The sequence below is a fragment of the Bremerella sp. JC817 genome (assembly GCF_040718835.1).
GTDB lineage: Bacteria > Planctomycetota > Planctomycetia > Pirellulales > Pirellulaceae > Bremerella.
In genome coordinates this window covers 808,554-823,313 of record NZ_JBFEFG010000274.1, presented here as the reverse complement: position 1 = coordinate 823,313, position 14,760 = coordinate 808,554, and the positions used below count along the sequence as shown (strand labels likewise).

Annotated in this window: 6 protein-coding genes; all 6 read right to left on the bottom strand. The window is 54.2% G+C overall.

Annotated features, from left to right (window positions below; all coding sequences use genetic code 11):
• Positions 1–7: 7 nt before the first annotated feature.
• On the bottom strand, positions 8–778 hold the full coding sequence (locus AB1L30_RS17515) for a class I SAM-dependent methyltransferase (protein WP_367014698.1): 771 nt from the start codon (positions 776–778) through the stop codon (positions 8–10).
• 268 nt (positions 779–1,046) lie between these two features.
• Positions 1,047–2,852: a response regulator gene (locus AB1L30_RS17510; RefSeq protein ID WP_367014697.1), complete on the bottom strand. Its 1,806-nt coding sequence runs from the start codon at positions 2,850–2,852 to the stop codon at positions 1,047–1,049.
• Between the two features lie 806 nt (positions 2,853–3,658).
• On the bottom strand, positions 3,659–4,438 hold the full coding sequence (locus AB1L30_RS17505) for a response regulator (RefSeq protein WP_367014696.1): 780 nt from the start codon (positions 4,436–4,438) through the stop codon (positions 3,659–3,661).
• Between the two features lie 316 nt (positions 4,439–4,754).
• The gene (locus AB1L30_RS17500) at positions 4,755–8,726 is read right to left on the bottom strand and encodes a chemotaxis protein CheB (protein WP_367014695.1); all 3,972 of its coding nucleotides are present in this window, start codon (positions 8,724–8,726) and stop codon (positions 4,755–4,757) included.
• 109 nt (positions 8,727–8,835) lie between these two features.
• Positions 8,836–11,394: a chemotaxis protein CheB gene (locus tag AB1L30_RS17495; RefSeq protein WP_367014694.1), complete on the bottom strand. Its 2,559-nt coding sequence runs from the start codon at positions 11,392–11,394 to the stop codon at positions 8,836–8,838.
• An 11-nt stretch (positions 11,395–11,405) separates the two neighbouring features.
• Positions 11,406–14,675, bottom strand: a complete 3,270-nt coding sequence (locus tag AB1L30_RS17490) for a chemotaxis protein CheB (RefSeq protein WP_367014693.1) — start codon at positions 14,673–14,675, stop codon at positions 11,406–11,408.
• Positions 14,676–14,760 lie beyond the last annotated feature (85 nt).

Below are 14,760 nucleotides of genomic sequence, written 5' to 3'. Positions count from 1 at the left end.
GACTGGTCTACGGACACTCGACTTCGTAAAGATAGCTGACCGTGTGCATTTCAAAGGTATTGCCGACGACCCATTGCCCCATTTCATCGAAAAGTAGCTGTTGGGACATTCGATCGAGGTGGCTTCCAAACAGGAACCGTAGAATTTTCATCCGGTTCTCTTCTGAGTCTGGGAAGCGGAGCTGGTAACGAGATGGTGTTTTCGAGAATTGATAATTCTGATCTACGAGCACCTGTTCCAGGTCTTCGCAGATGTAAAAAGGAATCTCTTCGCGCAACGAGTCAAAACCCGATTTCCAAAGTTGAACCAGTCCGTTTTCCAAGCCTGCCATCGCCAGCATCAGTTTGCCGCCTGGCTTGGTAAGCCAACGTAGCGTCGTCACGCTTTTCTCGAGGTCTTCCACGTAGTACAGAACATGGTTCGAGACGGCCAGGTCGAACTCGGGCACCGTCCCGGCCCCAGTCGGGAAATGTTCCCAAGTGGTCAACGGATGCTGAGTGAAGGGGGCAACTCGTTCGACCGCGAACTTCAGCTGATGTGCGACAGGTTCCATCAGCGTTATCTTGAGCCGCTCGGGCGACCAGTTCAATTTTCGAAGCAAACGAACGATGAATCCTCCACTACCGCAGCCGAAATCGAGCCAGCGAATCAACGAGCGATCAACTTGGAAATCGGCCAGTTTACGGGCGTAACAGATAGCATCGCATTCCGCTTCGGTCCCGTGGTCCATAAAGAACTCGTAATCACTTTCAATGGGACCGAAGTCTTTCTTGCGCATTGTTGATTACCAGCGTATTCGTCGAGAAAGGGTTGTGGGATATTTCCACTTGTAAGAATAGCTCGCAGAATCCCGCAGGGTGGAACTGCAATCCGCAACCCGAGCTGGGTCATTTTACGTGGGAAGCCTCTTTTTCGGGAAAGGCAAGAATAGAAACCGAAGATCTAGCAGCGAACCTGCAAAAAGAGGATGCGGCGCCAAGGATTTAGCCCCGCATCCTCACGGCAACGAAAGATTGAAAACGTCTTCGAGATCTGCCCCCCGGACGTTAATTACTTGATTGCATGAGCCTGCTATCGAGGGTTTCCCGCAGCCGCGCCAAGTCGGTCGGGATGGTCAGGAATCCATCGATGCTTTCCATTCCATGGTTTTCGAGATCATGGACCTTAAAACGATCCGAAATCGCCACGATCCGCGGGCGGCTGCCGTTGAATTGCGATTGCGGTGCGGACCGAATGCGGTTGGCGATGCCAAAGGCGTCGTGAACCGGAAGGTGACAATCGACCAGGATCAGGTCGTACTTCTTTCGCCCCAGCAAGTACATGACATTGCTGCCATCTTTGGCTGTGTCGGCCGAGTAGCCCAATTGGCGGAGCTGTTCGACCAGGTACAACTGCAACACGCGGCTGTCGTGGGCGACCAGGACATGCCCGGCGATCTTCCGCTTCGCCGCACTCCCATTTCCGTCGGCTATTTTCAGGAAGTTCGGCCGACGCGTAATTTCCTGATGCGGAGGACTCACGCAGAAATGTGACTCCTTTTCGGGGAACTCGACCGGGAAGTTAATCCAGAATCGCGATCCTTTCCAGCGTTCGCTTTCGACGCCGATCTCGCCACCGACCAGTCGCGCGATCTGCAAACAAAGTGACAGACCAAGACTTGGGTTTTGCAGAGGAGGCATGGCGCTGAGGTTGCCCTGGGCGAACGCCTTCCGCAGAGCATCAAGCACATCGGGGGTGATGCCAACGCCGGAATCGGCGATGCTGATCCTCATTCTTCCCACGGACCGCCCCGAAGAAATCGTGGTGCCCCGGATCTCGATTTGCCCCTGGGTTGTGAACTTGATGGCGTTCGATAGCAGCAGAATCAGCATCTGCCGGATCTGTTGACCATCGCAGAAGACGGAGTCGGAGAACTGCGAATCGCAATGCCAGGTCAGGTTCACATTCTTCTGTTGCAGCAAAGGTGCAGCAGTCGCTGCAACTTCGGCGATAATCGCCGACATGTCACAGACAAACGGTTGCAGCTTGGCCCGCCCTGATTCAATCTTGGCGATCTCCGATGCCTCGCGAACCAGCCGCATCAGCATCGCGTTGTTCGCCAGGCTCGCATCGACGCAAGCCTTTTGCTGATCGGTCAGAGGAGTTCGCAGCAGATGGTCGTGGATCGAAAGGATCCCTTCCATCGAGGTTCGCAACTCATGGCAGATGGTAAGCAAGAACTCGCTTTTCGCGCGGCTCGCTTGTTCGGCTTCGACGGCCAGCATCGAAACCGCATCTTTACTGAGGTGATTGGAGAGATGGTGGTAATCGACCGTCTCTTCCTGATGCCTCAGCGAATGGATGTTTCGCAGCAGTTCGTTCTCCTCCTTGAGCTGCCGCGAAAATTCCTCCAAGCTTTTCTGCTGCGAGTGCATTTGCTCGAGCAGCGAATTGTGTTGTCGGCGAAAGCGTTCGTGTCGGACCGAGGAATAAATAGCTCGGGCCAATGCTCCACCAGTATTGTCCTGTTTCAGAAAATAAGAATGAGCCCCCCTTTTCATGACCTCTTGTTCCAGGTCGGGGTCGTCTATTCCGGTGATGGCCATAATGGCCATTTGTTTACAAGTCTCGGCCAAACGTGAAACGGTTTCCAGTCCTTGGCTATCGGGTAAGCAGAGATCAGCCAGGACAATGTCGAATCGTTTTCGAGCGAGATGTTTGCGAGCCATTTCGAGCGTTTCCGCCCGGCAAATTTCGATCGGAAATTCACTTTTGGTGAGGTGGCGTTCTATGGCCTCGTAGTCGACATCATCATCCTCCAGCAGCAGCAGGTTGAGTGTCGAGGTATCTGAGATGAGCACTTCATGATTCATGGTTATCTCCCAAGTAAGGTGAGACAAACGCTCGACAACTTCCCCATGCGGTTCGACTCGAGTCGTTCTGAAACTAAGTAACGCAACCGTGCGGGGCTTAGCGTTCAAAACTGCTTGGGTGACGAATCACCTTCGCGGACTTCGAGAAGTCACATCGGCAAGGGCAGACCTGGGCGATACTGCGTAACAGTCAAACGAACCAATCACCATGGCTGACGTATTCCAATAACGAAAACCTCAGCAATGAATGCCGAAATCTCCCAAAGGGAATTGGCGATATGCCACGATTTGGATGGAGTGGTTGGCACGACAGAGTATCTCGCAATCAATGCGAAAGTCTGGCTTCCGAGCGCAATTGGAAATCCCTTCACGATCTACTTCGCGTCAGGATTTCTGTAACTTCATGCTAAGGAGGATCTGGCGTCCTCCCATCGCTGCATTCCATTGCTGTGACGAGCGGTCGGCTGCTCGCATGCCATAAATCAAGATTTGGAGACGAACTCCAAATAGCCACTACATTTCTTAAGAAATCAAACCTACATCTAGTAGGATTTAAAAGTGGTTTATTGGCAACACCACTTAAGCTCTGAGGACTCCTATCGGCAACTAACTGCGGGAAATCCGAACGAATTTCGTTGCGAGTTTCAGAATAATTCGTTAGTTTGTTAAATACTCATCGGAAAATGCACGGGAGAACCGGGTCTCAGACTCGGTTCTCCCGGCGACGAGTAGCACAAGAAGCAGTAAGTCCACGTTCCCTTGGACATCTTTCCGCCTTCCCTGCGGTGAACTTCTGGCTACGTGGATCACTTGGTCGGGTTGGCATCGGGTGAATTGGTCACAATGGCATCGATCGCGCTGATCAAACCTTGTGGGTTGATCGGTTTTGGAAACCAGCGATCAATTCCGCCGGCGCCGCTTTCCAGGCCATTCTCTTTGGGTGAAGTGCCGCTAAGGGCAAAGATTCGGGTTGATCGAATTCGGTTGTTGGAGCGAATCATTCGCACGGTGGTCGGCCCATCGCATTCGGGCATCTTCATGTCGACCAGGATGACTTTCGGTGGTCCGTTTATGTCGAGATAGTCGAGGACTTCTCTGCCATTGGCGAATGTGTTCACGCCATATCCGTGAAGCCGCAGGAAATCAGCCAGCATCTCACGTTCATTTGCACTGTCCTCGACGACTAGCACGTTGCCAGTACCGACTGCGGTTTTCCGCGAGGGACGTTGCAAGATTTGATTTTCGTCGAGTCGGTTCAGGCAACTCTGCATTATCTGGAAGGCCTCTTCCGCTTCTTCCTCTTGGCCCGACTGGAGCAGTTCGCGGTATAGGTGGAGGCCGATACTGATCTGATGCAGCTCGTTGCGGATACCGTGACGGATGTCACGTGGCAAGCGGAGAAACTGTCGGCGCACCAATGACGCAGTCGTTTCGTTGCCGTCGATTTCGTCGCGAACAATAGCAATGTCGCGTGGGGCATCGATACCAATTTTCACATGTCCTGAATGGACACGAATGAAGTGAATGGTGATGCCCACCTGAGGGAAAGATATCTTATCTTTCGCGTGGCGCGTAACGACTAACACAACGGTCTCCTTGGCTGCAGCCATGCAGGTGAATGGTGCAGTACGAGGTAAGGAGGCCTATTTCCCGGCTGACAGGAAACTACTTGCCCCAGAGCCCATATTGCGCATGCGCAATACCTGTATGAACTCTTCTAAAAAATCCTCGACTGAGCCGTCCGTTGCGGAAGCGGGCTATCGGCTGCCCGCACGCCTACTGCTTAAACTATCAGCCCAACCCGACCCAGTCAATAAAATTCAATGTGTTTATGCGAAAAGGTAGTGGTATTAATCCCACCCGAACAACATAAGCAATAAACATATACCAGCTTGCAGATTCTCAAGAGGTGAGAGAATCGTCAGGAGCGAGGAATCTTGAGATGGTCGAAGCGAGCTCGCCGGGATCGATCGGCTTGACCAGGTGCATGTCGAAACCTGCCTCAAGGGCCTTACGACGATCCTCTTCCTGGCCGTAGCCTGTCACTGCCACCAGCAAGGCGTTGGCACAGCTTGAAACGCGTGCTCGGCGTGCCAGTTCGTAGCCATCGATATCAGGTAAACCGATATCGACGATCGCGACTTGGGGCTGGAATTGTTCGAGATGCTCCAGGCCTTCCAGACCATTCGCGGCCGTATCGACCTTAAAGCCTTTCAGCTCGAGTGAACGCGACAACATCCGTCGGATTCCATCGCTGTCTTCGATCAAGAGTAGCCGCGTGCCGGCTGGGATTTTCCGCTGCGTCTCCGTCGTCGTCGCAGGAGGAGCCGTAGTCAGTGGCAAGCGAATCGTAAACTCGCTTCCCATCCCGGTACCATGACTGACAACACTGACCCGGCCACCATGGGCTTCGACGATCATGCGAACCAAAGAGAGCCCGAGGCCCATGCCGCCTTGCGAACGATCGATGGTCTGTTCGGCCTGCACGAATGGTTCGAAGATCTGGTCGGCGATTTCAGGAGGAATGCCATCGCCAGAGTCGCCGACGCGGATCACGACTTCGCTGATTTCACGGCAGACCGAATAGCGAATCGTACTTCCTTTCGGACTGTACTTGCTGGCATTCACCAGCAAGTTGACCTGGGCTTGTTGTAGACGACCGATGTCTCCTTCGACGAACAACGGACAGTCGGGTTGGGTCAGCTCCAACTGCTGTTCGGAGATATCGATCTGATGTTGCACGCAGTCCACGACGTCCATTACCAAGTCGGCAACATCGACCACCTCGGTATGAAGGACGAGCTTGTCGTTGGTGATGCGGGCAACATCCAAAAGGTCGTCGAGCAAACGCGAAACGTGATGCAACTGATGTTCGACCACTTCGCGAGCCTCTTGCATGGTCGCTTCGTCGATGTCATCTTCCTTCAGCAGGCTATTGGCGTTCAAGATCGCCGCAAAGGGATTGCGAAGTTCGTGCGACAACATGGCCAAGAACTGGTCTCGGCGGCGAACCGCATCTCGGATCTCGTCTTCCGCTTTTCGCAGTTCCGAAATGTCGCGGGCGATGGCCGACGCACCACAGACTTCTTTGGCGGTATCGCGAATGGGGGAGACATGCAGCGATACTTCGAGATGATGGCCTTTGCGATGTTTCCAGATCATGCAGTGATCGTTGACCGATTTTCCCGTCATGACTTCATACAGAAGCGACTGGGCGCTGGGCTCCGACTCGTCGGTCATCAGCATCGCGAAATGCTTGCCGATAACCTGGTCCTCGGGATATCCCAGAAGGTCTGCGGCCCCACGGTTCCAGGTGCGGATCATGCCATCCAGGTCCAAGCGTATAATCGCATCGGAAGACTGTTCGACGATTTCCGATAGTTCCGTCAGTTTCTGCTCAGCGTTCTTCAACGTGGTGATATCAATCAACGTCATCACGACACCATCGACGGTTGACTTCGAGATGTAGGGAAGTATCCGCATCAGGAACCATTGATTGTCCTGTCCGCCGACTTCCAGTTCGATTGAGTCTTCCGACTGCAGGACTCGCTCCAGGACATCCAGCAACGCCAGGTTCTTGACGTTGTGGGTGAAGCTGTCGATGCGACGGCCGATGTCCTGAGGGATCAAGTTAAATGTCTTGGCAATGCCAGGCGTGAACTTGCGGATCCGGAATTCGCGATCGAGGAAGACCGTATCGACATCGGTGCTGTTGAGCAGGTTCTCCATGTCGTCAGTCAATTCTGTCAGCTCGGCAATCTTCCGTTGATGCTCGACATTTACCGTATAGAGTTCCTCGTTGACCGAATTCAATTCTTCATTGGTGCTCTGCAGTTCCTCGTTCGAGGCAAGCAGTTCTTCGTTGGATGACTGCAACTCCTCGTTGGTGGTCTCCAACTCTTCGATCGTCGCCTGAAGACTTTCTTTCGCGAACTGAAGTTCCGATTCCAACGCCTGAATCTGATCCCACGAAATTCCTTCGATATCGATCGACGGGATCTGCGTATCGGTCTTTTTAACTTCGTTCGACTGGAAGATGATCAGGTACTCGTGACGACTGGCCGTCCGATTGTAAAAAGGCTTGATTACCAGGCGGATCTCTTCGTCAGGAAATGCCTTGCATTGAAGTCCGGCGAGCACCACGGGAGACTGGTCACGAATGGCCCGTTGTAACGCGGTCAGCAGAGGAACTTTCAAGTCAGGCTGTACCAACTCGATGATGTCGGTCGTTGGGGGACCGTCCTTCATGATCAGGAACTTGCTTCCGCCCGAAAAGGTATGCATCAGTTCCCGGCTGTCGGTCACCAGGATGCTGGGAGGCATGAATTCTTCCAGCAGCCGATCGTACATGTCCATTTGATGCGAGGCAGTTCCCCGAACAACCGGCAGGTTCGCGGTCGCAGTTCGATTGAGCCCCACGATCTGACCAGGGGCGCGTTCCGCAGCCAGGATGCGAACATCACGACGTTTCTGAAAGATGCGCCAATGTTCGTGCAGAACATCGAACTCACGGCCAAGTTCGCCCAGGGTCTCACTCGGACCGAGCCAAAGCTCGCCACCCACCTTCAGGGCGAAATGAAACAGCGAAAGTGCCTTCTTTTGCGACTCGGGTCGCAGGTAGATCAACAGATTTCGACAACTGACGAAATCCATCAAGGTGAAGGGAGCGTCGCGAATGATGTTGTGGGGAGCGAAGACAATCATCTTTCGCAGGTGAGGCGATACCTGGTATCCCTCGCGGCGTTTGATGAAGTACTTGTCCAGCAACTCCTCCGGAATCTGTTCGACCGATTCTTCGGAATAGTGCCCCCGCGCCGCGATCTCCAGCGATCGCTCGTGGACATCGGTCGCGAAGATTCGGACCTGGATCGCGTGGGGATGCTTCTCGAGTTCCTCTGCGATGAACATTGCCAGGGAATAGGCCTCTTGCCCGGTTCCCGCACCTGCGACCCAGAACCGGAGTTCGTTCTGCGGATTCGCTTTGAGGATTAACGGACGAATGACTTCCTGATGAACCACCTCGAAGGCTTCCGGATCACGAAAAAATCGCGTCACGCCGATCAACAGGTCTCGATAGAGCTTTTCGAGTTCCTGATCGTCTTCGTCGAGAAGGCCAACGTAGCGATCGAGATCGTAGATCTCATTGAGCATCAGGCGACGCTCGATGCGGCGAGAAATCGTCCCATCTTTGTAGTGCGAGAAGTCGATCCCAAACCGATTGCGAAGCATACGAAAAATCGTGTGGACGTTGGCGTCGTTGGAAGTTGTCGGTACATGGCGCAATTCTTTTTCCAGAACACTAAACGGACGCGAGATGAACTCTTGGATCTCGTGCGGCATCTTCTCTGGCGGGAGGACCGTGTCCACAACCCCCGTCTGCGTGGCGGCGATTGGCATGCCATTAAACGCCGCAGTCTCGCTGTCTTGGGCCAGAATCAAGCCGCCAGCGGCGTGGATTTCACAGATGCCACGCGAGCCATCGGTTCCAGTTCCTGAAAGAATGATCCCTATCGCTCGACGACCCCGGTCTTGTGCCAGCGAGCGAAAGAACTGGTCGATAGGCAGCGACAAACCGTTCTGAGGTGAACGGTCCGCAATCAATAGCATGCCGTTCGACAAGATCATGTCTTTGCCGGGCGGGATCAGGTAAATATGGTTGGGTTGTACCTGCAGCTTGTGAGTCGCTTGTTGGACCGGAAGCGACGTGTATCGCTTCAGCAGGTGGTCCATCATGCTGGGCTGCTCAGGCGAAAGATGTTGAACGACGACGAATGCAACCGGCAGGTCGCCGTGGACCCCTTTGAAGAATCGCTCGAGTGCTTCGAGGCCACCAGCCGAGGCACCGATGCCCACGACGAAGGGTCCTTCGTTCAAATCTGAAGCCTGCGAGTCATTGTCTTTCACGTTGTGTTGCCCCCAATAAAATACAGTTCAACGTGCGAAACACCTGACCAAGGAAGGTCAGCGGTTCTATGGGTTGATGCTAGTCATCTTGCCGTTCTAGCTGGCGATGTAGCGACAGGATCTTGGTGGTATCGATTAAAGTCAGCACAATGCCGTCTACGCCGCGGCTTCCCTCGTAGGGCAATAACCGCATCAAGTACGCTCCACCATCACGCGACTCAATGGCCCGTTCGATCGGATGTTTGCTGCGCAAGACCTCGAGAGCTTCTTCCACGAGCTCGACATCTTTCAAATTATGAGCGATGTGGCTGATCGGGCGTCCCACATCCTGGTCGAGGATATGAAATGCCGTTTTTGCTTCTGCCGTAAACTTGCGGATTCTTAAATCGGTATCCAGAAAGATCGTGCCGATCCGCGTGCTCTTCAGCAGATGATCCATGTCTTCGGTCAACTGCGTGAGTTCCGTGATCTTCTTTTGGTGCTCGGCATTGACCGTGAACAGCTCCTCGTTGACCCCGTGCAGTTCTTCGTTGGTGCTTTGCAACTCCTCGTTCGAGGCAACCAGCTCTTCGTTGGCAGATTGCAATTCTTCGTTGCTGGTTTCCAGCTCTTCGACGGTCGCTTGAAGTGTTTCCTTGGTGTAATCCAGTTCTCGTTCGAGGCTAGAGATTCGCTGGGCCGTTTGATCCGCCGAATCGAACGGGAGTGCTTCGGTATCTTCCACGGGCTGTGGAACAGCCATCAATTCCAGCGAAACCAGGAACATCTTTTCGTTCCCCTTGAGATAAGGTTCCGCGACGATTCGGTAAAAGCTTTGCTCACTGAGGCTTCGAACGCGGACGCCTTCGAAGACGACTGTGCTACCGCTGGTCGAAGCTTTGTGAAGTGCCGCATTGAGGGCCGTGCGAAGGTCGCCTTCCACCATCCGCAGGACGTCAAGCGTTGCCTTGCCTTCCGGCTGAACCAGCAGGCGGCGTGCGTCACCAAACGAATGGACCAGTTCCAGGTATTGATTAATTAAAAGGCTGGGGGGCACATACTTGGCCAGCAAGTGGTCGTAGACTTCCGGCACCAGAATCGATTTGTCGCTTCGGGTCTGGGTGGCGACGAATGATGGGCGGCTGAAAACAACCCGGTTGAGCGGTGGCTGTGGCGAAATCGGACCGGTGTCGGCCAGGCGAACGTTGCGAAGTTTGCGATAGATTCGCCACTGACGATCGATCGGTTCCAGCTCACGTTCCAACTCGCCGATACTTTCGCTCGGTCCAAGGAACAACGCCCCGCCGACGTTCAGGCCAAAATGAAACAGCGATAAGACACGTTTCTGAACATCCTGGTTGAAATAGATCAACACATTCCGGCAGCTGATCAAATCGATACGCGTGAATGGTGGGTCCTTCGTGATGTCGTGCGGTGCGAAAATCACCTTCTGACGCAGATCGTTCGAGATGTGATACAAGTCGCCAATTCGCGTGAAAAATCGATCGCGGAACTCAATCGGCATCCGTGATACCGAGGCGGACGAGTAGACGCCGGAACTGGCCGTTTCCATCGATGTCTGGTGGACGTCGGAGGCGAATAGCTTCAGATCGACTTTCGAGCCCTGGCGTTCGATGCATTCCTGGGCGAGCATCGCCAGCGAATAGGCTTCTTCACCGGTAGCACAACCAGGGACCCAGATTCGCAGTTCTCCCTGCTCGGCAGCGCGTTCGACCAGTTCAGGGAACACCGAATGACGCAGCTTTTGGAACGCTTCGAGATCGCGGAAGAACTGGGTGACTTCAACCAGCAGATCGCGATACAGCACGTCGAGTTCGCGCGAGTCTCCTTCGACAAGCTTCGAGTACTCTAGCAGCGACGAGCAGCGGGACAGCTTGACGCGACGTTCAATGCGACGAACGATCGTCGTCGGTTTGTACATGCTAAAGTCGATGCCATACTGATTCCGGAACAGCTTGAAGATTGTCAGCAGTTCGCTCGATTCGCAGTCGACATCTTCCGGATCGCCCTGATCGATAAACGTCGCTGGACTTTGGATGTATTCTAAAATTCGGGCGGCGATACTATCAGGCGGGCAGATCACATCGACGATGCCGGTACCTAACGCACTGCGGGGCATGCCATCGAACGCGGCCGATTGAATTGACTGAACAACCACCAGGCCGCCAGCTTCATGAATGTCGAGAATCCCGCGCGAGCCATCGCTGCCGGTGCCGGAAAGGACGACCGCGATCGCCTTTTCGCGTGCATCTTCCGCCAGCGAGCGAAAGAAAATATCGATAGGCAGATTCAAGGCACCGAGGTCCTGATCGGACAGGTGAAGCGCACCGCCGGCCAGCTTCATGTTCTTCTTGGGGGGAATCAAATAGATGGCATTGGCCTGAAGCTCCATGCCATCTTCTACGCGATAGATCTGAATATCGGTTCGACGAGCAAGGAGCTCGTCCATCAGGCTTTTGAAGTCCGGTGAGAGATGCTGGACAATGACGAATGCCATGCCACTATCTTTGGGCATGTTGTCGAACAAACGCTCCAACGCTTCCAGTCCGCCGGCCGACGCACCAATACCTACGACGTAGGATGGCTTGTTTGCCGGCGCATCTGGCGAACCATTTTGGCCTTCAACATTATCGTTCATGCTTGGTCATCTCATGCACTGCGCCCGTTGGGCGATTCGCCACGGGGTAACTGGACAAAGAACGTGCTGCCACGCCCCGGGGTCGATTCGACCCAAATCCAACCTCGATGCCGTTCGAGGACGCGTCGACAGAGGGCGAGCCCCAAGCCGATGCCTTCGGCATCTTCTTTGAATCCTAGTCGTTGGAAGATTACAAAGATTCGATCGTAATGTCGTTGTTCGATCCCGATTCCATTGTCGTGAATTGAAAGCAACCAGCCTCCATCCCGGACACGACATCCGATATGAATCTTGGGTGGCACGTCGTTTCGAAATTTGAGTGCATTTCGCAGTAGCTCTTCAAAACAGGTGATCAACTGAACGCGGTCACCTCGAATCTGCGGCAATGACTCGCATGTAATCGAAGCTCCTGTTTTCTGGGTCAGTTCAGAGAGATTGCCGATGGCAGTCTCCATGACATCTTCCAGCGAGACGGCATTAAATTCGTTGCCGTGTGTGTTGACCCGTGAATAGGCCAGCAACGCTTCGATCATCCGCTGCATTCGCCGAGAGGAATTGCGAATGCCATCGACGTTGGCTTTTGTCTCTTCAATCGAGGGGCTTTCTTCCTCGAAGCGATCGAGGAACTCTTGAATGTGCCGCAATGGTGCCTGCAAGTCGTGCGAGACCGCGTAGGCGAACTGCTGCAGCTCTCGCTGATTGATCGCCAGGTCTTCTTCGGCACGCTCGACGAGGCTGGCCGCCGCTTTGACCGCCGTGATATCGTCGAAGGTTAGCACCAGACCGTCAGACTTCTCGGCCTCGTTGAAGTAGGGGCGAATTCTCTTCAGGAACGAACGCCCATCACGACTGCGAACCTCCTTTTCGATTGCTTCGCCGGTCGAGATGACCCGATCCAGATCGGACAGTAGATCCGTACTCACCAGGTTATAGCTGATGTGCTGGATGGGACGCCCGATGTCATGTTCGACGACATTAAACGCGGAAGCAATCGCCGGCGTAAACTTGCGAATCCGCAAATCGTTGTCGAGGAAGATTGTCCCGATATCGGTGTTTTCGAGCAGGTTGTCGAGGTCGTTGGTCAACGCCGTCAACTCGTCGATCTTGCGCTGGTACTCGGAGTTCACCGTGTACAGCTCTTCATTGACGCTGTGCAGTTCCTCGTTCGTGCTCTGCAGTTCTTCGTTCGAGGCGATCAACTCTTCATTGGTCGATTGCAGCTCTTCGTTGCTGGTTTCCAGCTCTTCCACCGTCGTCTGCAGCGATTGACGCGTATGATCGAGTTCGCGTTCCAGCTCTTCGACACGTCCGACACGTTCTTCGGAAAACTCGACCGCGTTCTTCGATTCTACTCCGACCGTCGCTTCTGGAAGCTGTTCTTCCAGGCAAATCAGGAACAGCTTTCGCGTGCCTTTGAAGTAAGGCTCGACGCGGACGTCGAGGCGCTTCATTCCAAGGGGAGTTGCCGAATTGACCCCTTTGAAGGTGACCGATTCTTCTTTCTGGTTCGCCCGATGTAAAGCAGCCGTCAATGCGGTCTGCAGGTCGCCGTCGACCATTCGCGAAACATCGAGCGTGGTTCGCCCCGGAGGTTGAACCAGCATCTTGCGGGCGTCGCCGAAGGTGTGCACCAGTTCGTAAAATTCGTTCACCAGCAAACTGGGCGGCACATACTTGGCAAGCAGGTCTTCGTAAGCTCCTGGTAGAAACCAGGCGTCTTCAACTTTGGTGTTTCCGTTGCCAATGGTCGAGCGACCTTGCGAGATCGCCGCGGGTGGTGGGCTAAGGGGCATGCGAGCCGACTCAGGCAGACGAATGTCACGCAGCTTGCGATAGATTCGCCAATGCTGGTCAACGACCTCGAATTCCTTCGACAGCGTGCCGACTGTTTCGCTTGGGCCAAGCATCAACGTTCCACCGACCCGTAAACCAAAGTGGAACATCGCCAGGATGCGGCGTTGAATTTCTGGTTCGAGATAGATCAGCACGTTGCGGCAACTGAGCAGGTTGATTCGCGTAAAGGGAGGGTCGCGCGTCAGGTCGTGCCGAGCGAACACCACCATGCGGCGAATTTCAGGCTTCACGTGATAAAAGTCGCCATGCTGCGTGAAGTACTTCTCGCGAAACCGACCCGGGACATTCTCCATCGTCTTCGGCGCGAAGACAGCGGAGCTGGCGATCTCCATCGACTTTTGATGAACGTCGCTGGCGAAGATCTTTACGTTGACCGAACGTTGCATCCGATCGGCTTCGTCATGCAGCAGCATCGCGATCGAATATGCTTCTTCCCCTGTCGCGCAGCCGGAGATCCAGACGCGGATCTCGTCGTCACTAGCACATTCGGCGATCATCTTAGGGATGACATCGGTTTCCAGGCGGCGGAACGCTTCTGGATCGCGGAAGAACTGCGTAACTTCGACCAACAGGTCTCGATACAACAGATCGAGCTCTTCGGTGTTGGTCGCCAACTTATCGAGATAAGACGACAGCTCGGTGGCTTGCGACAACTGCATCCGGCGTTCAATCCGCCGCTGGATGGTTGCCGCCTTGTAGTGCGCGAAGTCGATACCGAAGCGTTGACGGAACAACCGAAACAACGCCTCGAGTTCCCCTTCTGCCGGATCGGAAGGATCTTCTACCTGGCCACGTTTGAATTGCTCTGGATTGTTGACGTATTCCAGGATTTTGGAAGGCATCGTCTGGGGACGGCAGACCACGTCGGCAATCCCGGTCGAAGCGGCAGCGCGGGGCATGCCGTCGAAGGCGGCCGACTCGTTGTCTTGGATGACGACCAGGCCACCAGCACTATGGATATGTCGAATGCCGCGCGATCCATCGGAGCCGGTCCCGGAAAGCACCACGCCGATGGCTCTGTCGCCGAGATCTTTTGCCAGCGACTTGAAGAAAACGTCGATCGGCAGCTTCATCCCCATGTCTGGCTCGTGCTTGGTGAGCCGCAGGATGCCATCTTCGATCGTGATATCGTGCTTCGGTTGCAGAAGATAAATGGCGTTGGGTTGCACACGCATCCCATCTTCTACACGGAAGATTTGAATCTGGGTGTGTCGAGCCAAGAGCTGATCCATCAGGCTCTTGAAATCGGGGGAAAGATGCTGAACCACCACGAACGCGACACCGCTGATCGTTGGGGTGTGGTCGAAAAAGAGTTCGAGTGATTCCAGGCCACCCGCCGAGGCACCAATACCTACGACGTAAAACGGCTCAACAGACGAGGAAAGCTCATCGTGAGGTTGCTCGTCTGGGGGACTGTCAGCGCACATTCAATATTGCCTTAATAGCGAAGTAATTTCGCTTACTTATGTTAGCAATAGAATATCCGCTTCCTATTCAGAACTCCACATGTCA